The sequence below is a fragment of the Erysipelatoclostridium sp. DFI.2.3 genome (assembly GCF_019132535.1).
Taxonomy (GTDB): Bacteria; Bacillota_I; Bacilli_A; order Erysipelotrichales; family Erysipelotrichaceae; genus Clostridium_AQ; species Clostridium_AQ innocuum.
The window spans coordinates 38,151-61,134 of record NZ_JAHOOJ010000027.1; the positions used below are offsets into that span (position 1 = coordinate 38,151).

Here is a 22,984-nt window from a genome sequence, read left to right on the forward strand (position 1 = left end):
TTGCAAAGACAAAGAAAAAACAGCTATACTATACATGATAGAAGGTGAGAGTATGAGAATACGCGGCAGTCTGGAGCAGGCAATCTGTATCGTGCTGCTGATAAGTACAAGCAGCCGGCCGGTAAAAAGCAGCGAGCTCAGTAAAAAGCTGAACGTATCAGATTCCTATTTAAAAAAAATCATGCGGCAGCTGGTCAAAGCGAAGATCGTTTCTTCAATCGCCAGTAAAAACGGCGGCTTTGTATTATTGAAAACCCCCTCCCGCATCACCTTTCTGGACCTGTTTAATGCCATCGAGGGGCAGGAGCAATTTGCTGTGAGTACAAGCCTTGTCGATCGGGTGTTTGATTCCAGAAAGCAGGTAAAGGAAAAGGAAGAAAAAATCATGCATTATCTGCATGGTGCGGAATTGGAATATCGAAAGAAATTAAAAGAAATCACCATCCAGCAGATTTTATCCGATGTCTGATAATAACAGCCGCAAGACATGTTCATGCTGCTGTATATCATATCAGAAATGATAATATTTCTTACATAAGCTATTTTATAAGCTTGCTTTAAAAAGAAAATAAAAAAAAGCTACAGCCGGGGGCTTTAACACTGGCAGAGTCATTTGCACTTTACTCACCATGTATCAGCCATAGGTAATCCAGGCAGCTTTCTTTGATTGTTAAGCTGCTTTTCTTTTTTTCCTTTACGCGATGTCCTAACGTGATAAGAAAAAGACTGAATCTTCCGGTATAGAAGGCTCAGTCTTTCCTTTTTCTCAATTTCCGCCGGGACCGTCCTGACGATCTCTTTCATCCGGATAATACTTCAGGTTATTGTTCGTCCATTGATTGTTGCCGGCTGTTTTCTTTGCTTCCTCACCATGCAGCAGCTCTTCGCTGTCACAGCAGGATTTTTTCTTCTGTTCCATGTTCATCACACTCCATTCTTAGTATGTGTCCGGAAGGGATTGACTATACCGATTCTTTGCCTGAAGCATACGGCCCGGTTATTTCCAAGACATTTCCTTCGGGGTCTGTGATATTGAAATACCAGTAAGGCATCGAGATTGAAACATAATATAAGGGAGAGAGCGGTCCGATCTGCAGATTTTTCAAACGCGTATATTCTGACTGCAAATCCTCACAAACATAATTCTGAACCATTATATCATTCCCTTGGTTCACCGTCTGTATGCAGTCTTCGACATATGCATCATTATAGTGTTCGTCCACATCCTGTTCTTTCTGTACGCATTGCGCATCATATTCCGCATGCAGCACGGCAAGCGTATGCCCGCAGGAAAACTCCACCCATCGCTGTGCAGTAACTTCCTTCCCTTTTTGCTGAAGCAGCTGCTCATAGAAGCTTACCGTATCACGAAAATGCAGTGCATTGATATATATACAAGCCAGCTTCATCGTGGTTCCTCCTTCATCCAGATATCCTGTTCCTTCTCATGCTTTTTCATCCAGGCAAGTGCATAGGGACTAAATGCCATACATTTCCAGCACTTCTTCCTTATCACAGCTGCCGCCTCCTTCATCAGTGCGCCTCTTATCCCCTGTCCGCGCAGGGATACATCGGAAAATGTATGATTGATATCCACGACCTGCTTGTCCACAAAGGGGAATGTAAACTCTGCAGGCAGCTGTCCCTGTTCCTCTATAAATATACGGTGATCCTCTCTGCTTATCTCCATAACAGTCTCCTCCCCATGCCATACGCACGACGATTACAGCTTCATTGTACCATAAATCATTTCTGCATTACTGAAATTAAATACCATTTTTAACTACCGTTTTATACCCGTGTCTTAATACAGGAAGCAGATTTTATAAAACAGAGCTTTATCCGCTGTTATCAGTTATAAACAAAGGAATCAGACTCATCGCACGAAGCTGATAAGCCTGATTCCCAATCTCTCAAAGTGTTCTGGTCTCGCTGCTTCCAAGTAAGAAGCAGAGCGCCCATAGCCTGCTCCTTAAGTGATGAACAGCTGTCACTGTTGTTGTTATTACAAACTAAGCGTATTTCACTCGCCTTGTTTATACAAACAGCGGTACAATCTCCTTCTTTAAAACGTCGATCAGTCCAAGATCAGACATTTTCGCCTCCGGGATAACCGGTAAAGCAAGGGTTACGATTCTCAGCAGCGGGTTTTCCATATCCACAAGACCGAGCGCACGATTCGCATCCTTCATCAGTGCATTGTCAACTGCCAGCTCCTCTGCAGGCTTCAGCGAAATCAGTCCTGCCAGCGGAAGCTGCAAGGTATGAAGCACAGCTCCGTCCTTTACCGCACACATGCCGCCTCCACAGGCAATCAGCTCATTTGCGGCAAGCAACGCGTTCTCTGCAGTATCGTATACAATCGTCAGATTGTGTGAATCATGAGAAACCGTTGAAGCAAGAGCTCCGGTTGTCGTACCAAAGCCGCGCACAACACCAAGTGCAACTGTATCGTGTCCCTCATGACGGTTTACGACAGCTACAAACTTCAAATCATCATCATTCAGCTTCAGATAACCGTTTTCCACAGGAAGCTCCTCACAGCTTACCAGTGTGCTGGACAACAGCAGATCCTTATACTCCATCAGATTCACCTTAACCGTCCCGTTTTCCACAGGAGCCTGGATACGGAAATCCTCAACGCTTAGCTTCTTCACATGCATGGAATTACGATGCTCAATAGCATAGCTTTCATCCTTAATGTCTGCCAGCAGCTTTCCATTTTCCGCTACCAGCTCACCATTGTAAAATACATGACTCGGCTTCAATTCCTCCAGGCTTTCCACCAGCAGCATATCTGCCACAAAGCCAGGTGCAATCGCTCCCAGGTTTTCGATTTTGATTTCACGTGCCGTATTATAGGTAGCACTCTTAATAGCTGTTACCGGATCCATACCGCATCGAATGGCATTGCGGACTACATCATTCATATGTCCGTTGTTCAGAATATCATCCGCTTCGCGATCATCCGTACAGAAGCACAGGTGATCGAAGAATTTCACCTGCTTAACACCCTCCCAGATATCCTTTACATTCTTTGTGATGGAGCTGTCTCTGGCATCCACATACATTGCACTGCGCAGCTTTTCCAAGCCCTCATCCGATGCCCGTGTTTCATGACAGGTATTCGGACCACCGCACAGATAGGCAGACAGCATCCGCCCGCTGACATACGGTGCATGTCCCTGCATATACAGTCCGCGATCCTCCGCAACCTTCAGAATATCCATCATACGGTCCTCACCATGGATAACGGCAAGGAAATCCATAACCTCCGCAAGTCCGATGACACGCTTTAAGCCGCAAAGCTCTTCAATCTGTTCTGCCAGAAAATCCGCTCCCGCATTCTCCAGACCGGGTACGGCAGGCACACAGCTTGGAATATCGATCAGCTGACGCATGGGGAGATCTTCTCCGCTGTCATGCATATAACGCACGCCCTCCATGCCCCATACATTGGCAATTTCATGCGGGTCGGTAATCACGGTCGTTGTCCCGTGAGGAAGAACTGCCTTTGCGAAATTACGTGGCGTCATCATGGAGCTTTCGATATGCTCATGCGCATCCAGAAAGCCGGGAATCAGATAGTGTCCCTGTCCATCCACAACGGTCGCTGCCTTGTCCAGATCCGCATCCAGATTCTTATATTCCACATGTGCAATCATACCATCATAAACAAATACATTGGCCGGATAGATTTCTCCGGTAATCACGTTGACCAGCTGAACATGTTTGATCAGCAAATCGCTTGGAATTTCACCAAGAGCCGCCTTGAGCAGCTGTTTCTTATCCTTCGGCTGCAGCTTCATATACAACACTTCCTTTCTCAAAAAGATGCACTCTCATGCATCTTTTGCTTTACCCGTATATAAAATAACAAATCAGTGGTATCGCCATAACATACATGATCGGATGTACTTCTCTGAATTTACCGGTTGCTGTTTTGATGAGTACGAATGCCAGAATACCGGCAGAGATACCGCTGGCGATAGAGCCTGTAAACACAGTGAACATAATCATGACAAACGGTCCGAAGGATTCTGTAAAATCTGCGAAATCAATATCCTTAAAGCCGCTGATCATCAAAAAGCCAACGAAAATCAGAGCCGGTCCGGTTGCCGCATTGGGAATCATCAGCACCAGCGGAGAGAGAAATACCATAATCATAAAGATAACGGATACCACAACACTTGTAAATCCCGTACGTCCGCCTGCTTCCACACCAGCACTGGATTCCACAAAGGTGGTGATGACCGTATTACCGGTAAGCGCACCGACACAGGTACCGATGGCATCTACCAGAAACGGCTGCTGGATATTCGGTAAATCCCCGTTTTCATCCAGCATGCCGGCTTTTGCACTGACACCGAGAATTGTCCCCAGCGTAGAAAAGAAATCTCCGCAGAACGCCGTAAAGATCAGAATGACGGATGAGAAACTGAATACGGATTTAAAATCCAGATTAAACATGACATTGCCCAGCCCTGTGAAATCAGGAACCTTGGCAAAGGTAGACGGCACTGTGGTAACCCCTGCCGGTATTCCCAGAAGCGTAACGATAACGATACCGATCAGAATAGCACCGTTCACCTTATACGCTGTCAGAATAGCGATGATAACAAGCCCCAGAACGGCCAGCATAACAGCAGGATCGGTGAAATTCCCCATGCCCATTCCGCTTTCCGTAAAGGCTGCAATCCCTGTATTTTTGAATCCCAGATAGGCGATAAAGAAGCCGATTGCGGTACCGATCGATATTTTAATGTTCTTTGGTATCGCCTTAACAATCAAATCACGGATACCGAAGATTGTCAGCAACAGAAAAATAACACCTGAAATCAGAGTCATTGCCATAGCACCGCCAAAGGACAGCTGCTGGCTCTGAATCAGTGCCCCGAACATGAAGTTGCTTCCCATACCGGTTGCCAGTGCAAACGGGAGGTTTGCATACAATGCCATCAGCAGCGTAATCAGCCCACTGATAATGGCACAGGTGACAACAATTGCCTCCTTCGTAATCATGACGCCGTTGGCATCGATGATAAATGCGGCATCCCCATAGCCGACGATTGCCCCGGGCTGTACAACCAGAACATATGCCATTGTCATAAACGTGGTGATACCGGCGATAAGCTCTTTTTTATAGCTGGTATTGCGTTCCCTAAATTTGAAAAAATCTGCGATTTTGCTCATATTTTCCTCCTTAACCATGTCCTCACCATATTCCATGATATCCATGAAAGAAGAAGCACCATAGTATCTCATTTACGGTGAGATGTAGAGACTGTCGACCATATCCCGACATTATATGGTGAGCACAACAGTGTTCATTATACCAAAGAGGAAGCAAAACTGTAAACGTCTATGCATAGGTAATTGTTTCCTGAATGCTTACAAATACTTCCGGAATGCCTCCAGCAAAAGCTGACACCCGTCTGCACAGTCCTTTTGTGTACTGTATTCCTCTTTACAGTGGGAGGCACCTTCATGCTGAGAGCGTACAAAGATCATCGCTGTGGGACAAATGCCCTGAAAGTTCATACAGTCATGACCGGCACCGCTGGCAAGTCGCAGAATCGGCAGCTGCAGTGTTTTACAGCAGACCTCCAGCTCCTGCTTCAGGCCTTCATCACATATCGCCGCCGGCAGCTGCTGTTCCAGGCGGCGTTCAATCCGTACTCCCTGTTCCTGTTCGAGCATTCCTTCAAACTCCTGCATTACATCCAGTATTTGCTGTATGACAGCATCATCCAGAGAGCGCAGATCCAGAGAAAAGCTCACACGATCACAAATGATATTGCAGGCGCCGGGGTAGGTATGAATTTCCCCGATTGTAGCCACCGTATGCGGCTGCTGCTGCGCAAGCTGCGTCATGTGCATAATCCAGCGGGACATGGCGGTTACCGGATCATGACGACGATGCATCGGTGTTGCCCCCGCATGTGCACTTCTGCCATATATTGTGACCGTATATCTCACCAGCCCGGCAATCCCCTCAACAATTCCCACGGAGAGATTCTGTGCTGCCAGAACATCAGCCTGCTCAATATGTACCTCATAAAAAGCTTCCAGCGACGACAGCTGGCAAGTCACATAACACGCAGGATGATAGCCTGCCTGTGTCATTGCCTGTGCAAGTGTAATTCCCTTATGATCCACAGACAGCAGTCCGTCTTTTTCCACTTTCCCGCAAATCGAGCGGCTGCCAATCATGCCATATCCGAAACGGTTTCCTTCTTCATCCCGAAAGCCAATGACCATGATGGAACGCTGCGGCTGTACTCCTGCTTCCCGTATGGTCTGCAATACTTCAATACCTGTCAGCACTCCCAGACAGCCATCGAATATTCCGCCTTCCTTTACCGTATCGAAATGGGAGCCGCAAACAACAGGAGGCAGGTTTGGTTCAGCTCCCTTCAGCGTACCTATGATATTACCACAGGCATCAATCGTTACGTGAAGACCGGCTTCCCGCATCCATTCCGTCAGCTGAAAAGCTGCCGCCTCATCCTCTTTCGTGAACGAAAGCCGTGTTACACTTCCATCTTCTGCTTTTCCAATCTGCCCCAGTGTCTGTATATGATTCCATAAACGCTTCTCATTGATTCTCATAGGCTACCTCCTGATTATGAACATTATAGCTGATTGCTTCAAAAAAGCCAAGACAGCAGAAAAGACACCATCAAACCGGTGTCTTGTTCTCGGTGCTAACGATGAGAGGAGTTGAAGGATTTGGTAATACTTATGAAATCAAGCGTCAGACGCACCTGTGATGTTTCATCCCGGATACTGCGCAGCTCCCGCATCAGATTCAGCTCTATCGGCATCAGCACCTGCTCAGTCTGAATACCGCAGATTCTGCTGATATCCATATTCAGATAATTCGCTATTTTCAAAGCGACATGCAGAGGCATCGTCCGTTCCTTTTTCAGATATTTTGTTACAGAGTTTTTATCCAGCCCGACACTTCTTGCAAGAGAAGACTTCGTCATATCCAGATCCTCAATTCTGTCATTCACATAATCTATAAATTTATCAGTCATCACGTCATTTTGCATACTATCACCACTTATATGTTCATTATAGTATAAGTGTTACCATAACATCTAAATTTAAACTTATATTATGCCATATGTAATATTTACACGGTATTTTAGAATCTTTTTAGTTACTACACTATAAATAAGTGATTGCATTTTATGCAAAATTCGTTTATAATAACGATACCGTCATCAGAATACCTGACTTTTAACTTCATTCTCACAAATCAGTATCTGATGACGGCCTGCCTAGGTATCTGACAGTAAAAAGCTGTCGGATTTTTTTATTTCACTGGTAATATTTACATACAAAACCATACGATTTCCTGCACCAAACCGGATAAAACATGATATGATAAACAAAAGGAGGCGTTTTCTATGAAAAAGCTGTTATTTGTCTTACTTGCAGGAATGCTTATGCTTACCGGATGCGGTGGAGGAAATGATGATAAGAGCGGGGAAGCACCAAAAAGCAATGATGAAAGCTCAACAGAATTATCTACAAAGGAAGTGAGTGCCAAGCTGCGTGAAATCAATGACTGGTATGTTACAGATATCTGGAATGTCGGTTTATGTGATATCGGGTATTACACTTCCAGCGGTACTTCTGCGACAGGAGAGGAGCTGGACATCGAACTGACATTAAAGCAGTATAACGAAGCTATTGCAAAGCTTGAGGAATACAACACCTTTGTGAACGGATTAAAGGATAAGAAGTACGATGATGTGAAGTTTGCATGGGAAAAGCTGTATAAGGGCATCAGGGAATCCGATAAAATCGTTCAAAGCAATGAAATTAAGGCGAAATCCGGTCTGGATTTAAAAACAGACAAGCTGAGCCAGTATCAGACAGCATTCCAGAAATATATCAATGCTCTGAGTGAAAGCTGACAGCCTATAAATTCAGCAGCATATAATGGTGTTTCAGCGAATTCCACAATCATTTTAGTATTGGCAAAACAAAGAGCCCATGTTCTGCCTTCCTTCAATACGTTGAAGGACGCATAAGGTAAGCCGGAAAATATCCATTGAGATTAGAAGATCAATCCCTTTCGTGTTTAACGACAAGGTGAAATCTTCTTTTTTTAACTTTAACGCACCAGAAAACGCATTATCCTCTACACACAAAAAAGGGGTATTCACAACCATTGCACGGCAACGATCATGAGCACTCCTTTTGTATGCTTATGTTTTTACATCCACCGGCTGCGTTTCTTTTACAGCTTTGTGAATCCTTTACTAACGTAAAAGTATAACAGTTCATGAATTTATAAGTATGCCTGTACAGCATCACCGCCGAATAATCGGAATCCATATTTCCATGTGATAATCCTTTGCCTCACATGATCCTTCACCATACAGCTCCACGGTCGGCATGCTTTCATTTCGGTCATAGCCGCTCGCTGGCAGCACTTCTGCATAAATAGTTTTCCACAATGCAGGCAAGCCCTCAGCTATCGGTCCGGTGTTCTGAAATTTCATCCAATCTGCCGCGGGAAGCGCAAAGGCCTCATACTCCTCTGACAGCATACCTTCCACCGCAATCATATAGCGGTTATTGCCGTACTTATCATATCCGAAGCACAGGCCGTAGGAAACTGCCGTAGCTGCTTCCTGCATCATACGCTGCAATGTGCCATCTGCCTTTACATCCGACCAAAATTTTATTGAACGATTTTCATTTTGTGTAGAAATCACGGAATGACCGGACAGATGCATACCGGCTTTCCTTTTTATTTCATATTTCATTTCTGTATTTCCGTGCACAGTGATAGCAAAGGATCTCGGCAGAAACAGCGGAAGCTGCAGATTCTGTTTTCTGGCCTGGCTCGGTGAACAGCCGAAGGCTCTGCGAAAAGCTGCCGCAAATACATCTGCGCTTTCATAGCCGTATTCCAGTGCAATATCCAGTATGCGTTTCCTGCTGTGAATAATTTCAACAGCAGCCTGCGATAGCCTTCTCGCTTTGACATATTCCAGATAACTCATATGATTCAGTAATGAGAATACTCTTTGAAAATCCGCATAGGAGCACCCGCTAAGCTGGGCAAGCTTAGCGCAATCCAAATCCTCCTTCAAATGTTGCTCCGTATAAGCCATGACCCTGTTGATTCCTGTAATCAGCTCCATCACCATCCTCCTTTCATTCAAAGTATAACCGGAATCGCATAAGAAAACCCGATGTTTAGAGAATTGATTTTATCGGGTTTATATTTTGTTTTTACAGCACCTTTTCCATTAAATCAACCTGATCATCAACAGCCTGTAATTGTTCTTTAAGTGAATAAAATCCATTGTGTTTCCAAAAGGAAGCAGCTTCCACATTCCCGTGTATACAGCCAAGACGCACACAGGTGATTCCCTGATTCGCAAGCTGTTTAAAAACTCCCTTCATGATATTGGAGCCTGTTCCTTTTCCCTGCTCTGAAACATCCAACATAAACAGACCGATATATGCTACTTGTGGTTTCGGATAATCGAAGATCAGATCCAGAATCGCAATTAGTGTCTGATCCTTTTGAAAAAAGCCGAGGAAGTATTTATCGTCTGCAGTCTTTCCCGGTGGAGTGCGGGATAAGTCCTCCATGATATTTTCATGTGTTGGCGCTGTTTTGAAGTATTTGTAATAGGTTTTATTTGCCTTGCATAGCGCATATATGTTTTCCACATCCTCTGGACAGAGTCTGCGGACGTGAAATGTATCAGAAAAATCTGTGAGCTTCATAAGCATCCTCCTTATCGCATGGTATTTCGACAACCGCTGCAGCAGCTATATCACAGTCTGAGAAGAAACCATTTCGGTAGCCGGTATGCTAACTAGTCTTAATAAACTCCGATTTCAACAATATGTACCGGCTCTTGACCGGATTCTGTAAGGTAAAGCCGCAGGATAGCAATGTTTTTTCAGAAGCGTGATTCTCCCTATCGATGTCAGCAGTAATTCTATAGGCGTCTGGAAAAGAAAATATCCTGTTTACCAGCAATTTCAGCATATCTTTTCCAAGGCCTTTACCAATACAGTCTTCTTCACCGATAAGATAATCAATGCCATATGTTCCAATGCGTGGTAGTGTACCAAAATCTTCTTCACTATCTGTAGCCTTGTAATACTGACATAGACCTATCGGTTTTTCCTGCCACATAACAATGAGATGTGTGATCCATTGATATTTTCCGTTTCGCTCTTTACATTCCATCATCCAGTCTTCGAGCGTAACACCAAGCTGTGGAATTTCATACCATTTTCTTACATGAGCCTTATGCAGCCAAGCCTCGGCCAGTGCAAGGTCACTTTCTGTGAATTCTCGTAATTGCAACATGGTTTTCCTCCTTTTTTCTGCAATCTATATATAATAGATAATGAACCCATGATTTATCTCTTGTGAAATTAGCTATGTGCATGCTGTTTTTAGCCTTTTGATAAGGAAGGCACAGAAATATCCCGTCCTTTTCCCTTATCATCCTGATAAAAATATCATAGCATACTCTGCGCTTATCTACAATGAAAGATGGATGTATCAAATCCTGCTTCGTTTTCTATCGGGGAAGAGAAGTATAAAATACGGATTCCAATCAAAAAAGTTGGACAAATCATCAAATAAGCCTTTATTTATCGGCTTTTTTTCGATGACATCCAACTTGGCACTTTTATTTGGTGGAGCCTAAGGGGAAGCAGTCGAACTCGGCGGCTTCCCCTTTAACAAAAGGGTCGCCGTCCGCTCCTTTCAGCATATCCCACGTGATTTCGGTCTTATCCTCCGAATACCACGAGGTCACGACCAGCTTCTCGTCGTAGAGATAAATCTTATCGACGAAATATTCCAATATTTTATCGCGCGTCTGCGGGTTGTCGAAGTCCGCGTGAAGGAACTTCTCGAAGTACGCCTTGATGCTGTGCTCGTCCTCGCACAGCGAGACCTTGACGTTCTCGGCCTGTATCGCGTCGTTCAGGGATGCCTTCTGCGCCTCAAGCTGGTTCAGGCGCTCTATGAGGGGTGTCGCTGAGCGCACCGCCCTCGATTGCCTTCATCAGGTTCGCGATGCCTTTCTCGACCTCCTTGCGCTTCGCCTCCAGACCTTCGAGGTATCCCGTCTCCTTGTAATGCTCCTTGTAGTACACGGCGGCGTCCACCGCAAGGGACATCAGGTTCTCCGAGTCGTCGATGATGTACCTCAGGACGTCGGTCACGAGGTCCTCAATCCAGTCCTTCTTGACCTTCTTCTTCGCGCACAGCTTCTTCCGCTGGGCGGAGCAATAGTAGTAGTAATACGTGCGCCCCGTCTTGCTCGTGCCCGAGACACCTTGCATCGTCTCCCCGCACTCGCCGCAGTACAGCTTCCCGGTCAGCCAGTAGCGAGGAGCGCCATCCTCGTCCATTCCTCGCGCCCTCTGGGAACCCTTGCGCTTGTTCTCGGCGAGGCGCTTCTGCGCCCTGTCGAACGTCTCCTCGTCGACCAGAGCGGGCATCCCGCCGGGAACGACGAACTCGCCGTGCCTGTACTCGCCGATGTACGCGCGGTTCTTGAGCATCCTGTGCATCGTCTTCACACCGAAGGGGTTACCCCTCGACGTACGCAGACCGGCCTCGTTGAACTCGTCGCAGATGGACTGCATGGGTTCTCCTTCGGCGTACTTCGTGAACATCAACTGCACGAACGGCGCGGTATCGGGGTCTATGACGTACTTGCGCTTCTTGTCCACCTTCTCCGTCTTGAAGCCGAACACCTTATGGCCGTTGAAGTTCGCGTGCTCGGCGTTGAAGTCCATCCCTCGCTGGATGTGCACGGACAGGTTCCGGCTGTAATACTCCGCCAGAGCCTCCATCAGCCCCTCGATGAGGATTCCCTCGGCGGTGTCCGTCGGGATGTTCTCCGCCAGCAGGTGTATCTCGCACCCCGCGTCGCGAATCGTCTTCTTCGCCATCGCCAGCACGTACTTATCGCGACCCAAACGGTCGGTCTTCCACGCGATGAGGGTGTTCGGACGGATTTTTGCGACCTCCGACAGCATAAGCTGGAATCCCGGACGGTCTTCCTTCGTGCCGGATATGGCCGCGTCCTCGTACTCTCGGACGATTTTCAGCCCGTGCGCGTCCGCCCATTCGTGGGCAAGCTCGCGCTGCTGTTCGATGCTCGCCTCGTTCTGCGAGTGGGAGGAGTAGCGGTAGTACGCGATGGCGAGGTTGTTGTCGTTGAGCTTTGATTTCTTTCTCGCCAAACGAATCACCTCCAAATTACTTATTTAATCAATTACATAATTGGTCAATTTGAAAAAGCCCGCCACCTAATAAGATGACGAGCTTATTGCAACACCAAACCCTAATCCCAAGGTTCAACTTGAGCAAACAGCGTTGATGGAAACGAAATGAGCTGAACATCAAATTTTAATGATGGCTCAATCTTTGAGCTTGCATTGTGTAATCGCATGGAGATTTCCCAACCATTATCACACACTACATGTATTGTGTTCTTCGATTTAATTCCTTTATCTTCCTTGAATCCGATGTGATAGAACTTCGTTGGAGTTTTCAATAAAGGAACATTCGTAATCGGTTTATGCCCTTCCGACGATTCATTGAGCGTACCAGCTATATTGATTGCCTCAACACGAGTCGTTCGTCGAGCGTCGTCAGTTATAACTTTGTAAAAATCATACCTTCCGATTAAATATCGAATGAGCTTTTCTGGGATATCTGAATACTTTTCACTCAGTCGTGCCAACTCATCCATAAACGATTGCAAAATAGGTTCATAATAATCACCTGCTTTATCATCCAGCTCAGACCACAAAGCAGGATTGCCAGTTTCTTTGCTTTCATCTCGCAGAGTTCTCAATTCAGTAAACTTTGGAACAACTTCCGAAAAATATGTCTCTGAGCATGAATATCCAAACCAGTCAGCTCCAAAATCAATCTGGTCAGATAACCGGCTATGCTTAACTGCATGGTGATTATGCTTGCAAGAAAGACCAATTTCCCAACGATGTCCTTTGCGAATACATAGAACATCGCGCACATCTCCAGCGATACCTGTCGCATCTGTTTGTACCGAAAGAATAAGTGGCGTATCATTATCCTCATATTTCAATCGCGGTTCAAGTCTGTCAATAACTCTCACTGCGGCATGTGCCGCGTCCATTAAATCTTGTTGCTTATCATCTGCGTTCTCAAAGCATCCTTTAGCCGTAATCATCTGAGGTGTATCTTCGATAACCACATCCTGTGTGCTGTTGTATTTTTCAAAAAGAGCATTAACGCAAGCATATTCAAATGCTTTTCCAAGTTTTGTCTGTATACCCGATTTGGCCATATCAATTTTCCTCGCTTTCATCAATATTTTCTAAAACATCTCGAACACGAATGGCAATTGCCTCCGCAAGTTTGCACGGAACAGCATTTCCTATCTGTTTGTACACGCTGGTCAAATCCCCACAAAATTGCATATCCGCAGGAAACGTCTGTATCGCGGCCGCTTCCTGCCAGCTCAAACGACGGGTTTCACCATCACCAAAACGCCAGACGTCTTTGTCGATTTTGACCATATCAGGGGACCCCGGCCATAACGGAACCTGCTTCGCCATTGCCGGAATCGTATAACTCACATTATCCCAGCCTCGCTTACGGTTTCGCGACATATATCGACTGCTGTATGGCGCCGTACACACATCACCCAGATTCGGTGCTGGAACTTTCGACAACGCCTCTCGCATTGTCACGATTTTATTGCTCGATTCAGGGTAATCAAACTCAGTAATGCCTAAATCTTTACGGAATCCGACGATAATGACACGCTCCCTATCCTCAGGAACACCGTAATTCTTCGCGTTCAACAACTTGTAATGCACGTCGTACCCGCAATCGGAGAACGCCTCGACGATGGCATCGATGATTTCACCTCCGCCCATCGTGAGCAGACCCTTGACGTTCTCTCCAATAAAAGCCAACGGTCGCTTCGCCTTCACGATGCGCACGTAATGCTTATACAAGGAATTCCTGCTGTCATCCAGCTTACGCGGGCCCGACAGTGAAAATCCCTGACAAGGAAAACCACCAAGAATAATATCTGTATCCGGAATATCATCTTCAGAAACCTTGCCGATATCTCCGCATACAACTGTCGCATCGCTCCAACGACTAAATGTATCGCAGGCATCTTTGTTGAAATCATTCGCCCATACCGTTTTGAAACCGGCACGCTCGAATCCAATATCCAATCCACCTGCACCGCAGAAAAGACTCGCCTGTGTCATATGTTTCATATATGTCATCTCCTTATCAATCTAATTACCATTTGTGATTTGCGATGTATTCGTCTGCGGCTAAACGGAAAAACGCACTGAGACTTAAACCGTGAGCCTTCGCAATCGTTGTCAGACGTTCCTTATCGCTTTTTGTCATAGAAACAAGAGCAGTAGCACGCGCATCGTCTTCAGTAATGCTTTCTGACACAGCTTTCGCTTCTTTCGCATCATGTTCTTTTGCCGCGGCAGCTTCAAACTCATCAAGCATCGCAGCCATATCTTGTTTCTTAGCCATATGTACCTCCTTTTAGATACTCAATAGCTATTTTATATCTAAGTAGTATCTATCATTTATTTCAAAACCTTATGCTCGAATGGAAGACCTGCAAGACTGCTCACCATTCGACACATCTTGTCAACTGCCTTTGCGGCAGCCCCATGCTTATCGACCAGCACAACAGACTTATGCAACCCTTGCGCCTGCACGATAGCCTCGGACTGTGGAACGGTTACGACGTTCTTCGCCCACGGCTTCCTACCCAGCCACTCTATAAACGACACGCACATGCGGAATCGGTTGTGCCCGTTCACCACAATTACGATAGGAGCGTTCGTGTTCTTCGCTACGATGGAGACCGTCCGCGTAAACGGCTCGATGTCGTTCGGCGTAGGGCGCACGAGAATGACCACCACATCGGCACCCTCTACGATATCCTTCAGGTTATCAGTCAGCACGCCCGGTGTATCCACTACGGCAACCTTCGCATCATCGACCTTTTTAGAGCGGGACGTGTCCGAATATTGTCCATCCAGCGAATAGAGAGACGTGCGCAGCCCTTGTCTCACATAACTCTCGTAAAGTTCGGATGCGACGACAGACTTTCCAGTCCCACCTTTTTCGCAGACAACTGCAATTGTTTTCATAATCAGTACCTCCATCAATATTTATTCAATAGATATTTTATAGATACTGAATATCTAAATTATATATATTCAGTATCTATTTGTCAAGACGAAACATAGTACCCGATTGCATAAAGTCCCAGCTCAATGGTCACTTTATGGTCTCAACAGAGACCCTTCGAGGGGCTTTCCGAAGCCCACCGTTTCATCATCCAAAGACTTCCCTCGGAACGATTTTCGATAATCGTCCCATAAATGAACCGAAGTCGATTTTTCGACGTTTCCGCCTCTTCCGGGGAAAGACCCTTGAAAGGTCTTTCCCAAGCCCATCTCAAGCCCACCCGCGCTCTCGACCGCCGATATGCCTTCGGCATCGGGTCGGCGCGTGAAGGAGAAGGCCCGAAAGAAAGGGAGACGAGAGATGAACGGCTACGGTATCGAGACCTATGCGGATTTGGCCAAGACGGTCGGCGGGATGGTCCTCGCCAACGAGATGGCGCATCGTCCGCTGGAATTCGTGAGCGGGGATTTCGCACCATGGGACGAGATATTCCAGTGGTACATCATCAGCTACCCCGACTTCCTGATGGAGCACACGGACGAGCCGGTGTTCCATGACGAGGAACTCGACCTGTACGTCTGGGGAATCACCCACTTCGGTACAGGCTGGAACTGCGTGCCCGCCCCCGAGATTCACTGAGAATGACGGTTCCCGCAAGGGAGCCGTCATTTCTTTACTCCCCGAGGTACTTGTCCTCGTCGCGCACGCGCTCCGTCGCCTCGGCCGTCTGCTGCATCTTCGGCGTGACGCCGCGATGCTTGACGGTGCGGGCGGCCTCGTTGTCCAGAGCCTCCTCGGCGGCCTTCAGGCGCTTCTCGGCGTCCCACATGTTGCCGCGCGATTCGTAGAGACGACGCTCGGCGTCCTCCTGCATCCTGCGGCGCTGGTCCTCCATGAACTGGAGTATCATCATGCGGAACATCCGGGCCATCATATCCGACATCATGCGGGAGACGGGGTCGGTCCCGGTCCTGCTCGCCAACGTGTACAGCCCGAATCCCATCGCAAGGCTCGGGCAGGCTCCCTTCAGGGCGTCTCGTGCCTCCTTGGAATCGCGGAACTCCCTGCGGGCGCGTTCCACATCGGCGCGGAGCTGGGCGAGGGCGTCTTCCGGGTCGTTCTCTGCATTCGCGAGCGCCTCGTACTGCTCCCCGGCGATAGGCATGCCCTCGCTCTTCCTGCGGCGGGCGTACACGCTCTTCAAATCGGAGGCCATGTCCCTCACGTCGGACTCGCTCGGTTCGTACATGTCGGAATCATGCTGGGCAGGGGAATCCTGCTGCGTATCCTCCATGCCGACCATCTGGGAATCCTGATTCGGGGCCGGCGCTGTCTTCAGTTCCTCGCGGGCCTGCTGTCCCTGCTTCTCCTCGAAGAACCGCTCGACGCCTTCCTTCGTCAGGTCGTCTGCGAGGTTGGAGGCACGGCGCTTCCGGGTCCTACGCTTCGGACCCCATTCGTCCCGCATCCTGTAAGACCATCCGACGGACTTCTCGCCCGTCTTCTTGTCGATTTTCGATGTCTCATTGAGGGTCACTCCAGCGAACGCAAGACGCTGCTTGAAATCATCAATATCGCTGGCGTCGTCCCTTGCTTTTGCCACCGCATCGCCGAGATGGCGGTCGAAGGAATCGTGCTCGAACGAGTCCCGTTTCTCCGCCCATGTCGACTTGTCCTTGTCCGCTCCTATCACGGACAGACCCCACTTGCGGCTCAGCTCGTCGTTCACCGCCTGCACGCGCGGGGCGAACAGGCTCGTGTCGTCCTTGTTGATGACCTGCCCGGTGCGGCAATCGTGGTTCGCGATTGTCGCGTGGGCGTGGACGCATCCGCCCTCGCCGTCCACGTGCATGGTCACCCAACACGGAGAATCGGGGGCGAGTTCATGGCAGAGCAGGTAGGCGTGCTCCATGCCCCTCTGCACATCATCGGGATTGCCCGGATTCAGCTCGTCGAGCGCCCATGAGACGCGAAGCTCGTAACCCTCGTTGACCATGTTCGGATGGACAGCATGAAGCCCGTTGCAGTACGCGATGAACTCACCTCGGGAGGGCATGTCGCCCATCTGGGCGGCGATGCGGTCCGTCCCGTTTTGCAGGTGGTCGCGTCTGCGCTTTCCCTCTCCGAACTCGGTGTAGGACATGCGGCCCCGGACGTCGGGCAATGCCTGCACATACGTCGTCGACATCAGACATCACCTCCCGTGATTCCGCCATGCAAATCGGCTCGAAGCTCCTTGACCTCGTCCGACAATCCTTCGATGGATTCCCTCAGGCTTTCGAACGCCTTCTTGTCCGGCTCCATCTTGATTTCCTCAAGCATGCCCATCCCTTTCACGCGGGCGTTGAAGGCCCGCGCAATCTGGTTGATGTTCACGCCGATTCGGTTCAATTCCATCAGCATCCGGTCGAGCTGCGGAGTGTCCGCAACGACCTCGTGCTCCGTGTGGGAACCGGCGGAACCGTACAGCGCGCCACGCAGATAATTCGAGCGCGTGCGTCCGCCTCTCTTCCCATCCAGAAGGGCAAGCTCCTCGGCGTTCATGCGCACCTGAATAACAGTCTCGCGACGGTCCTTCTTGTAGCGCTGGCGGGTCGCCTTGCCGCTTCTTTTCTCAACTTCTTTTGCCATGCAAAACACCTCCTTGTTCGCAATCCAAATGCGATGCGCATTTCTCGTCGCACTTTGCTGCAATCTGCGAAACGGGGAAGGGAGCAAGCATTGACCATGTACGTACAAAATGCGAATATCGCATTTTTCCCGCCATGGTCAGCTTGCGAGGGGGCGGCTTCGCCGTCCCCTTCGAACCCCCGAATCTGTCCCCTCCGACTCAACATGTTCTGTCCGACAGAACCACGCGACCGAATGTCGGACACGGGGACGACTCCCCATGTCCGAACCTCTGGCGCGTTTTAATCGAAGGGACGGCGCTCGGGATTGAACCCCTCGACGCCGAGAGAACCGCGGTCGCCGTCCGGAGAATCGGCATCGCCCGCAGGTTCGCGCACGACTGCGTTCGGGTCACCATCGGAAGGATTTCCGCCGTTTCCATGTCCGGCGTCCCTGTGCAGCGTCTTGACGAACGCGAGCACCTCTTCGGCGGAACCCATTTCCTTCACTTCGGGGAAGACCGCCACGAGGGCATCTGCGTACGCCTTGGTCTTCGCAGCCTGCTTCTCGCGGCGCAACTTCTTCGCCTGAGCCTCAAGCTCGCGCGCCTTCTTGTCTATGTCATCGAATCTCTTGATAGCCATAATTAATCACTCCTTATCTATTTGAATCTATCTCTTCACTTGCGGTCGTTTCTCCGGACACCATGTACGCCGGAATCGACCCCACCTTGTTCCGCACATAGCCTCGATAGCTGTCCTTCACGTCGGGCTGCGCCAGACGCATCTTGTCGTTTCCCCGGTAGTCGTGATTCATCCACTCCTGTACCTGATATTCGAGAATCAGCATCTCGGGGACATCCATCCGGTTCGCCGAGCGGACCTTGTCCTGTAACTGCCATCCGTATTCCGGTGCAATCAGTTCGAGCGAGGAATAGAAGGAGTTCCGGCTCAGCATCTTTCCCTGAGGGACGTTCGTCTGGAACCAGTAGCGGTACAAATCGTATAGAAACTTGCAAGGGAGCAGGTCCCATGTGGCTTGGCCAAACACCTCGTCCGCGAACTGGCGAAGAGGGTCGTTGTCGACTCGGAACACGTCCAGCGACTTCTCGGATGCTTCGGGAACGCTGAACTCGTCGAAATCCATCTCGTACAAGGTGTGGAACAAAACGTATTCGAGGACATCCTTTCGTCCCAGATAATCGTCCTTGATGTATTTCCGCTCGCAGCCCTCGAATCGCTTCTCGAACGGAATCACGAGCAATCGCCTGTACATGGATTCCGACTTGTCCTTGAGCTTCGGAATCTCGTTCACGCATTGAATCATCAGCCCGCGGAAAAGGCACGGCATGGGAGCCTTGTACTTGCGGTTGAGCAGGAACGGGTCTCCCGTGATGACCGACTTGAGCGTGGCCGCCTTGTCGATATACGTTCCGACATCGTTCTCGTCCGTGATAATCGCCTGTACGCGGGTAAGCTCCTCAAGCATGAAATCCTGCCCGAAATCCTTCAGGGGAATCGAGGCCCAAGAGCCTTTCCCGAGCAGGTTCCGGACGAGGGCGCAGAACGTGCCCTTTCCGTTGTTGCCCTGAGTGGAGTACAGCCAGACGGATTTGTTCCACGGCATGTTCGGACGCAGGGAAGCCCCCAGCACCTGCCAGAGAACCTTGACCACCTCGGGGTCGTCGGAAAGCTCCTCCATCCACGAGACCACGTCCCAATCCGTTCCGTCTTGGTCGTTGTGGATGACCGAATTCTGGGCATTCGGGACGAAATCCACGTTCGACTTACTGGTGAACACGTACTTCGGGTCGAAATCCAGCAGAATCTTGTTCTCGTAGTCGAAGATTCCGTTGTTCACGGGAACAAGTGCCTTGTCTTTGCAAGGCTCCACCTTCGGCACGAGGACGCGCAACTTGTTCTCGGTGTTGCGCATGTCCACATCGCTGATTCCCGGGTGGAGAGCCGTAATCAACCTCCGAACCGTCTCGGTGCGGGTGTCGTACAGCCCTCGACGCTCTCCATCGGACTGATAGACCCCCACGTCGAAATTTCCGTCACCCTCCTGACCGTTCAGGCGGATTCCGACCGCGTGGTACAGGCGAATTATCACGCTCGCCACCTGCCAAGGCGTCAGGGCCTTCAGTTTCCGTACGCGGTCAGCAGGGGCTTTCGCGTTCGGGTACGCGTCCTTGATGGGCGCTCCCATAGGGGCGTTCGGGTCGCGGGGACCGAGGTTGTATTCCTCGATTGCGTTGTTGGTCGCCTGAAGAAGCTCCGCCTCGATGCTCTCGAACGGCAGGTCGGCGTCCTCGTCGAGGCCGTCCAGATAATCGTCCGTGACCGCCTTGAGCAGCCCGTTGTATGTTAAGTCTTGAAATTCGCTCATATCTGTGATATCATTAATACAATTAAATGGTACCGTCCCGTAAGCGTCGCCAGCGCCGGGGCGGTTTTCTTTTTGCCTCATAACCTCACCTCCTTAATGAATCCCGTGAGACACCAGATATTTCTCGAACGTCTCGCGGTGGATGCGGCGGCTGCGAATCGTGTCAGTCATCACCACGAAGTCCGCGTCATCGGCCTTCATCAGCGAACGCACGCGCCCGATTCCTATTTCGAACAGGGTCGACGCCTCGGCACTCGTCAGGAACGGCTTCGCCTTCAGAGCCGTGATGTAGGCCGCGTATTCCTCCATCGTCAGCTCGCTCCCGCCGAGAATCTTCTTCGTGAATCCCTTCTTCTGTTTTGCATTTGCCATAAAGCAACCTCCTTTTTCCTGCCTATAAACGCAAAAAAGCGGCGAACCAGAATCCAGCAATCAAGCTGAAATCTGATTCGCCGCTCGTCACGTTCGTGCGATTTCCGTCCTATTCGGACGGGTAGACGCTGTTGCCATCCCGTATCGGCTCGTCAGACCGATGCAGTTTCGAGGGCGGACCCTCATCGGCTTCCTCCCGAGCCTAAGGCTCGGTCTCGGATAGGCTCACGTCGGTATATCCCGGCCGCTATCCATCGGCAATCATGTCGCGAATATATGGATATTATACAACATGAAATGACGGAAAGCAATAGCAAACGTCGTATAATTGCAGGTCAGGGGCCTGTCTAACACTATTTCCCGCCATAAATGAGCGGAAACAGTATGCAAAAAAATCGCGGTACACGTGAGAAGAGGGATGCCCTCAGGCAAATGTTCCAGTTTTGTTCCATTTGTTCCAGTTTTGTTCCAGTTTTTTCGGGCAAAATGGAACGCAGATTTCCCGATGGTTCTCGACCCGAAACGCCGTTGTTCCAATTGTTCCAGTTTTTTTCAACAAACTTTTTTATATATACGGATTTCTCTTTTTTCTTCTCGCGTAAATAAAGGTTTGTAAAAAAGTGGAACAAATGGAACAATCGAAGAAATGCCCCGAGAATATGCGGGTTTCGTCTGTTCCAATTTTGTTTTGAGAAATGGAACAAGATTTTTCAAATCGGGCTGGAACACCGAGAAAATGCGGGAAATGTCTGTTCCAACTTTTTTGGAACAAAATGGAACAACAATACCTTGAGCACGTCACCCTTCCCATGTACCCAGTCCATAAAGCGCATCGAGCGAAGCGAGATGCAGGTTGTGCTCTTACATTCTTTTCAGAACGTCCTCAAAGCCGTTTTAGGGCACAGAAAAGCCCGAAGGGTAACAAGTACCTCCTCGGGCTTAAAACGTCTTAAAACGCAAAATACGATGTCAGAAAAACGAAAAGGGGACACCCTAAAGGGCATCCCCAAATCTATACACAAGCGCGAACTCATTCTTGATGAAGAAGAGTTCGACGCTTCCTCTTCTGGTGGAGGTGAGGAGATTTTATATTTTGTGTTTTTTCAAGTTTTTTTATATTCATTTGCGTATATTCATACTTACTCTTCCTTATATATTATCACCTATCTTCACTTGTCGTCAGTTGTCAATTACTATAATCGTAATTTTTGTGTACATTTGTGGTATGATTTTATTGAGGTGATAGTATGCAAAGAATGTACAAAAAATATATAGAAGTAGAAATGCTCGTCGATAAAATGGGCGATATCACTCCCCTGGCGTTAATATGGGATGGGGAGCGCTATGAGGTGGACAAGATCATACGCCATAAACCACAATGCCATAGCAAAAACTGCGGTGGTGGTGGTGAAATGTTTGTTGTGCAGGTTGGAGCAGCGACCAGAACTATATACTACGAGTATATGGGTCCCGGAAAATTCAGGTGGTTTATTGAGAGCTTAAGACCATAAAAACTCCTGCGCATAGACAGGAGCTGGCAGCGCTCGGAAGATATGATACGGACTTGGGGGAGAGTAAGATATCTATGCTGCCGTGCACATTATCTCACATAAAAATTTAAAAAAGGAAATAAATCATCAAATACGGGATTTTTTATAAAATAAATGAAAAACCACCATTAAGGTGGTCAAGTGCCGCAAAATACTGCCTAGGTATCCCTTTCTTTTTAATGGGCGGCAACGTAATCATCATATACCTCAATCAACTATTTGTAAATACATTGATACTATTTTATTAAATGTTATAAAACTTTACAAAAAAACCGGTATAGAACCGGTTCCCCATCTTTTTAGATGGATAGCATAAAGATACCTAGGCAGAAGCATATAATTATGCCAATATCATTCTATCATATTTCCTCCGTATGTAAATTCTAAATTATTTAATTTTCCTTAATTTTAATCCGATAATAAAAAGCCGGCTATAAGCTGGCTTTTGTCCTATTGTCACTGCATAAACTGTATGAAAGAGTGACTACGAAATTATATAGCATTTCTTCAAAAATTGCAAATCATTATCGTAGTAAAATATTGTAAGCTCGATGTTTAACAAAAAAAGGCTACTCTCTGGTGTGGAGAGTAGTTAAATCTGAAGGTATATAATATCTTAATTCTAATAAAAAATCAACAAAGATTATGTGATTTTGCAAAAATTTATTGATTTTTTTTTGATTTTATCTTATGATATGTATGTGGATATAATCCATTTATGCTCATCTACCGTGATGTAGAAGGAGTTTCTGATTACGTCATTTAATTTATTAAATGGCGTTTTTTGTTTTTATATATCGCTATATTCTGCCTTATTATC

25 protein-coding genes and 1 riboswitch are annotated in these 22,984 nt (G+C 48.1%); of the genes, 4 read left to right on the forward strand and 21 right to left on the reverse strand.

Features of this window, described 5'->3' with window-relative positions; all coding sequences use genetic code 11:
- Window positions 1–52 precede the first annotated feature (52 nt).
- Window positions 53–469 carry an Rrf2 family transcriptional regulator gene (locus tag KSZ58_RS19690; protein WP_002605955.1) on the forward strand — a complete coding sequence of 139 codons (417 nt, stop codon included), beginning with the start codon at window positions 53–55 and terminating at the stop codon, window positions 467–469.
- A gap of 297 nt (window positions 470–766) precedes the next feature.
- Here KSZ58_RS19690 and KSZ58_RS19695 read toward each other — a convergent pair whose 3' ends face one another.
- From KSZ58_RS19695 to KSZ58_RS19725, 7 genes are all read right to left on the reverse strand, one after another.
- Window positions 767–919 (reverse strand): hypothetical protein, encoded by a 153-nt coding sequence (locus KSZ58_RS19695; RefSeq protein ID WP_002605956.1) that lies wholly within the window; start codon window positions 917–919, stop codon window positions 767–769.
- 43 nt (window positions 920–962) lie between these two features.
- Complete coding sequence (locus KSZ58_RS19700; RefSeq protein ID WP_008816613.1) at window positions 963–1,409, reverse strand: glyoxalase/bleomycin resistance/dioxygenase family protein; 447 nt, start codon at window positions 1,407–1,409, stop codon at window positions 963–965.
- Window positions 1,406–1,690, reverse strand: a complete 285-nt coding sequence (locus KSZ58_RS19705; protein WP_008816612.1) for a GNAT family N-acetyltransferase — start codon at window positions 1,688–1,690, stop codon at window positions 1,406–1,408. The genes KSZ58_RS19700 and KSZ58_RS19705 overlap by 4 nt, the downstream gene beginning before the upstream one ends.
- Window positions 1,691–2,036: 346 nt before the next feature.
- On the reverse strand, window positions 2,037–3,809 hold the full coding sequence (gene ade, locus KSZ58_RS19710; RefSeq protein ID WP_008816611.1) for an adenine deaminase: 1,773 nt from the start codon (window positions 3,807–3,809) through the stop codon (window positions 2,037–2,039).
- Window positions 3,810–3,858: 49 nt separating this feature from the next.
- Entirely contained in the window at window positions 3,859–5,193 is a 1,335-nt protein-coding gene (locus tag KSZ58_RS19715) for an NCS2 family permease (RefSeq protein WP_008816610.1), read from the reverse strand.
- Between the two features lie 41 nt (window positions 5,194–5,234).
- A riboswitch (purine riboswitch) is annotated at window positions 5,235–5,332 on the reverse strand.
- Between the two features lie 59 nt (window positions 5,333–5,391).
- Window positions 5,392–6,612, reverse strand: coding sequence for a Zn-dependent hydrolase (locus KSZ58_RS19720; protein WP_008816609.1), 1,221 nt, complete (start codon window positions 6,610–6,612; stop codon window positions 5,392–5,394).
- Window positions 6,613–6,707: 95 nt separating this feature from the next.
- Window positions 6,708–7,043, reverse strand: a complete 336-nt coding sequence (locus tag KSZ58_RS19725; RefSeq protein WP_224727230.1) for a helix-turn-helix transcriptional regulator — start codon at window positions 7,041–7,043, stop codon at window positions 6,708–6,710.
- Between the two features lie 375 nt (window positions 7,044–7,418).
- Between KSZ58_RS19725 and KSZ58_RS19730 the strand changes: the two genes are divergently transcribed.
- Entirely contained in the window at window positions 7,419–7,931 is a 513-nt protein-coding gene (locus KSZ58_RS19730; RefSeq protein WP_008816608.1) for a hypothetical protein, read from the forward strand.
- Between the two features lie 399 nt (window positions 7,932–8,330).
- On the opposite strand, the gene KSZ58_RS19735 is transcribed toward KSZ58_RS19730, so the two are convergent.
- From KSZ58_RS19735 to KSZ58_RS19775, 9 genes are all read right to left on the reverse strand, one after another.
- The gene (locus KSZ58_RS19735; RefSeq protein ID WP_008816607.1) at window positions 8,331–9,170 is read right to left on the reverse strand and encodes an AraC family transcriptional regulator; all 840 of its coding nucleotides are present in this window, start codon (window positions 9,168–9,170) and stop codon (window positions 8,331–8,333) included.
- A gap of 91 nt (window positions 9,171–9,261) precedes the next feature.
- Window positions 9,262–9,765, reverse strand: coding sequence for a GNAT family N-acetyltransferase (locus tag KSZ58_RS19740; protein ID WP_009270609.1), 504 nt, complete (start codon window positions 9,763–9,765; stop codon window positions 9,262–9,264).
- 88 nt (window positions 9,766–9,853) lie between these two features.
- Window positions 9,854–10,360, reverse strand: coding sequence for a GNAT family N-acetyltransferase (locus tag KSZ58_RS19745; RefSeq protein WP_009270610.1), 507 nt, complete (start codon window positions 10,358–10,360; stop codon window positions 9,854–9,856).
- A gap of 328 nt (window positions 10,361–10,688) precedes the next feature.
- A complete protein-coding gene (locus KSZ58_RS19750; protein WP_009270611.1) occupies window positions 10,689–11,051 on the reverse strand; it encodes a hypothetical protein in 363 nt (120 codons plus the stop codon).
- Entirely contained in the window at window positions 11,008–12,258 is a 1,251-nt protein-coding gene (locus tag KSZ58_RS19755) for a recombinase family protein (RefSeq protein ID WP_009270612.1), read from the reverse strand. Before KSZ58_RS19755 ends, KSZ58_RS19750 begins: the two co-directional genes overlap by 44 nt.
- A 101-nt stretch (window positions 12,259–12,359) precedes the next feature.
- Window positions 12,360–13,349 carry a HaeIII family restriction endonuclease gene (locus tag KSZ58_RS19760; protein ID WP_009270613.1) on the reverse strand — a complete coding sequence of 330 codons (990 nt, stop codon included), beginning with the start codon at window positions 13,347–13,349 and terminating at the stop codon, window positions 12,360–12,362.
- A 1-nt stretch (window position 13,350) separates the two neighbouring features.
- Complete coding sequence (locus tag KSZ58_RS19765; protein ID WP_009270614.1) at window positions 13,351–14,298, reverse strand: DNA cytosine methyltransferase; 948 nt, start codon at window positions 14,296–14,298, stop codon at window positions 13,351–13,353.
- 25 nt (window positions 14,299–14,323) lie between these two features.
- Window positions 14,324–14,575: a hypothetical protein gene (locus KSZ58_RS19770; protein ID WP_009270615.1), complete on the reverse strand. Its 252-nt coding sequence runs from the start codon at window positions 14,573–14,575 to the stop codon at window positions 14,324–14,326.
- A 56-nt stretch (window positions 14,576–14,631) separates the two neighbouring features.
- Window positions 14,632–15,204, reverse strand: a complete 573-nt coding sequence (locus KSZ58_RS19775) for a ParA family protein (protein ID WP_009270616.1) — start codon at window positions 15,202–15,204, stop codon at window positions 14,632–14,634.
- Window positions 15,205–15,604: 400 nt separating this feature from the next.
- Here KSZ58_RS19775 and KSZ58_RS19780 point away from each other — a divergent pair, with 400 nt between their 5' ends.
- On the forward strand, window positions 15,605–15,883 hold the full coding sequence (locus KSZ58_RS19780) for a hypothetical protein (protein WP_009270617.1): 279 nt from the start codon (window positions 15,605–15,607) through the stop codon (window positions 15,881–15,883).
- Between the two features lie 34 nt (window positions 15,884–15,917).
- Here KSZ58_RS19780 and KSZ58_RS19785 read toward each other — a convergent pair whose 3' ends face one another.
- From KSZ58_RS19785 to KSZ58_RS19805, 5 genes are all read right to left on the reverse strand, one after another.
- Complete coding sequence (locus KSZ58_RS19785; protein WP_009270618.1) at window positions 15,918–17,432, reverse strand: relaxase/mobilization nuclease domain-containing protein; 1,515 nt, start codon at window positions 17,430–17,432, stop codon at window positions 15,918–15,920.
- Window positions 17,432–17,875 carry a plasmid mobilization relaxosome protein MobC gene (mobC, locus tag KSZ58_RS19790; protein ID WP_009270619.1) on the reverse strand — a complete coding sequence of 148 codons (444 nt, stop codon included), beginning with the start codon at window positions 17,873–17,875 and terminating at the stop codon, window positions 17,432–17,434. The genes KSZ58_RS19785 and mobC overlap by 1 nt, the downstream gene beginning before the upstream one ends.
- A 281-nt stretch (window positions 17,876–18,156) precedes the next feature.
- Window positions 18,157–18,498, reverse strand: coding sequence for a hypothetical protein (locus tag KSZ58_RS19795; protein ID WP_009270620.1), 342 nt, complete (start codon window positions 18,496–18,498; stop codon window positions 18,157–18,159).
- 13 nt (window positions 18,499–18,511) lie between these two features.
- A complete protein-coding gene (locus tag KSZ58_RS19800) occupies window positions 18,512–20,323 on the reverse strand; it encodes a phage/plasmid primase, P4 family (RefSeq protein WP_009270621.1) in 1,812 nt (603 codons plus the stop codon).
- Between the two features lie 12 nt (window positions 20,324–20,335).
- Complete coding sequence (locus KSZ58_RS19805) at window positions 20,336–20,614, reverse strand: excisionase (RefSeq protein WP_009270622.1); 279 nt, start codon at window positions 20,612–20,614, stop codon at window positions 20,336–20,338.
- Window positions 20,615–21,861: 1,247 nt separating this feature from the next.
- Here KSZ58_RS19805 and KSZ58_RS19810 point away from each other — a divergent pair.
- Entirely contained in the window at window positions 21,862–22,125 is a 264-nt protein-coding gene (locus tag KSZ58_RS19810) for a hypothetical protein (RefSeq protein WP_055201158.1), read from the forward strand.
- Window positions 22,126–22,984: the final 859 nt, after the last annotated feature.

Coding starts and splice junctions, on each gene's coding strand:
- KSZ58_RS19690 (WP_002605955.1), top strand. CDS start 53: ATGAGAATACGCGGCAGTCTGGAGCAGGCAATCTGTATCGTGCTGCTG.
- KSZ58_RS19695 (WP_002605956.1), bottom strand. CDS start 919: ATGGAACAGAAGAAAAAATCCTGCTGTGACAGCGAAGAGCTGCTGCAT.
- KSZ58_RS19700 (WP_008816613.1), bottom strand. CDS start 1,409: ATGAAGCTGGCTTGTATATATATCAATGCACTGCATTTTCGTGATACG.
- KSZ58_RS19705 (WP_008816612.1), bottom strand. CDS start 1,690: ATGGAGATAAGCAGAGAGGATCACCGTATATTTATAGAGGAACAGGGA.
- ade (WP_008816611.1), bottom strand. CDS start 3,809: ATGAAGCTGCAGCCGAAGGATAAGAAACAGCTGCTCAAGGCGGCTCTT.
- KSZ58_RS19715 (WP_008816610.1), bottom strand. CDS start 5,193: ATGAGCAAAATCGCAGATTTTTTCAAATTTAGGGAACGCAATACCAGC.
- KSZ58_RS19720 (WP_008816609.1), bottom strand. CDS start 6,612: ATGAGAATCAATGAGAAGCGTTTATGGAATCATATACAGACACTGGGG.
- KSZ58_RS19725 (WP_224727230.1), bottom strand. CDS start 7,043: ATGACTGATAAATTTATAGATTATGTGAATGACAGAATTGAGGATCTG.
- KSZ58_RS19730 (WP_008816608.1), top strand. CDS start 7,419: ATGAAAAAGCTGTTATTTGTCTTACTTGCAGGAATGCTTATGCTTACC.
- KSZ58_RS19735 (WP_008816607.1), bottom strand. CDS start 9,170: ATGGAGCTGATTACAGGAATCAACAGGGTCATGGCTTATACGGAGCAA.
- KSZ58_RS19740 (WP_009270609.1), bottom strand. CDS start 9,765: ATGAAGCTCACAGATTTTTCTGATACATTTCACGTCCGCAGACTCTGT.
- KSZ58_RS19745 (WP_009270610.1), bottom strand. CDS start 10,360: ATGTTGCAATTACGAGAATTCACAGAAAGTGACCTTGCACTGGCCGAG.
- KSZ58_RS19760 (WP_009270613.1), bottom strand. CDS start 13,349: ATGGCCAAATCGGGTATACAGACAAAACTTGGAAAAGCATTTGAATAT.
- KSZ58_RS19765 (WP_009270614.1), bottom strand. CDS start 14,298: ATGAAACATATGACACAGGCGAGTCTTTTCTGCGGTGCAGGTGGATTG.
- KSZ58_RS19770 (WP_009270615.1), bottom strand. CDS start 14,575: ATGGCTAAGAAACAAGATATGGCTGCGATGCTTGATGAGTTTGAAGCT.
- KSZ58_RS19775 (WP_009270616.1), bottom strand. CDS start 15,204: ATGAAAACAATTGCAGTTGTCTGCGAAAAAGGTGGGACTGGAAAGTCT.
- KSZ58_RS19780 (WP_009270617.1), top strand. CDS start 15,605: ATGAACGGCTACGGTATCGAGACCTATGCGGATTTGGCCAAGACGGTC.
- KSZ58_RS19785 (WP_009270618.1), bottom strand. CDS start 17,432: ATGTCGACGACGTATGTGCAGGCATTGCCCGACGTCCGGGGCCGCATG.
- mobC (WP_009270619.1), bottom strand. CDS start 17,875: ATGGCAAAAGAAGTTGAGAAAAGAAGCGGCAAGGCGACCCGCCAGCGC.
- KSZ58_RS19795 (WP_009270620.1), bottom strand. CDS start 18,498: ATGGCTATCAAGAGATTCGATGACATAGACAAGAAGGCGCGCGAGCTT.
- KSZ58_RS19800 (WP_009270621.1), bottom strand. CDS start 20,323: ATGAGGCAAAAAGAAAACCGCCCCGGCGCTGGCGACGCTTACGGGACG.
- KSZ58_RS19805 (WP_009270622.1), bottom strand. CDS start 20,614: ATGGCAAATGCAAAACAGAAGAAGGGATTCACGAAGAAGATTCTCGGC.
- KSZ58_RS19810 (WP_055201158.1), top strand. CDS start 21,862: ATGCAAAGAATGTACAAAAAATATATAGAAGTAGAAATGCTCGTCGAT.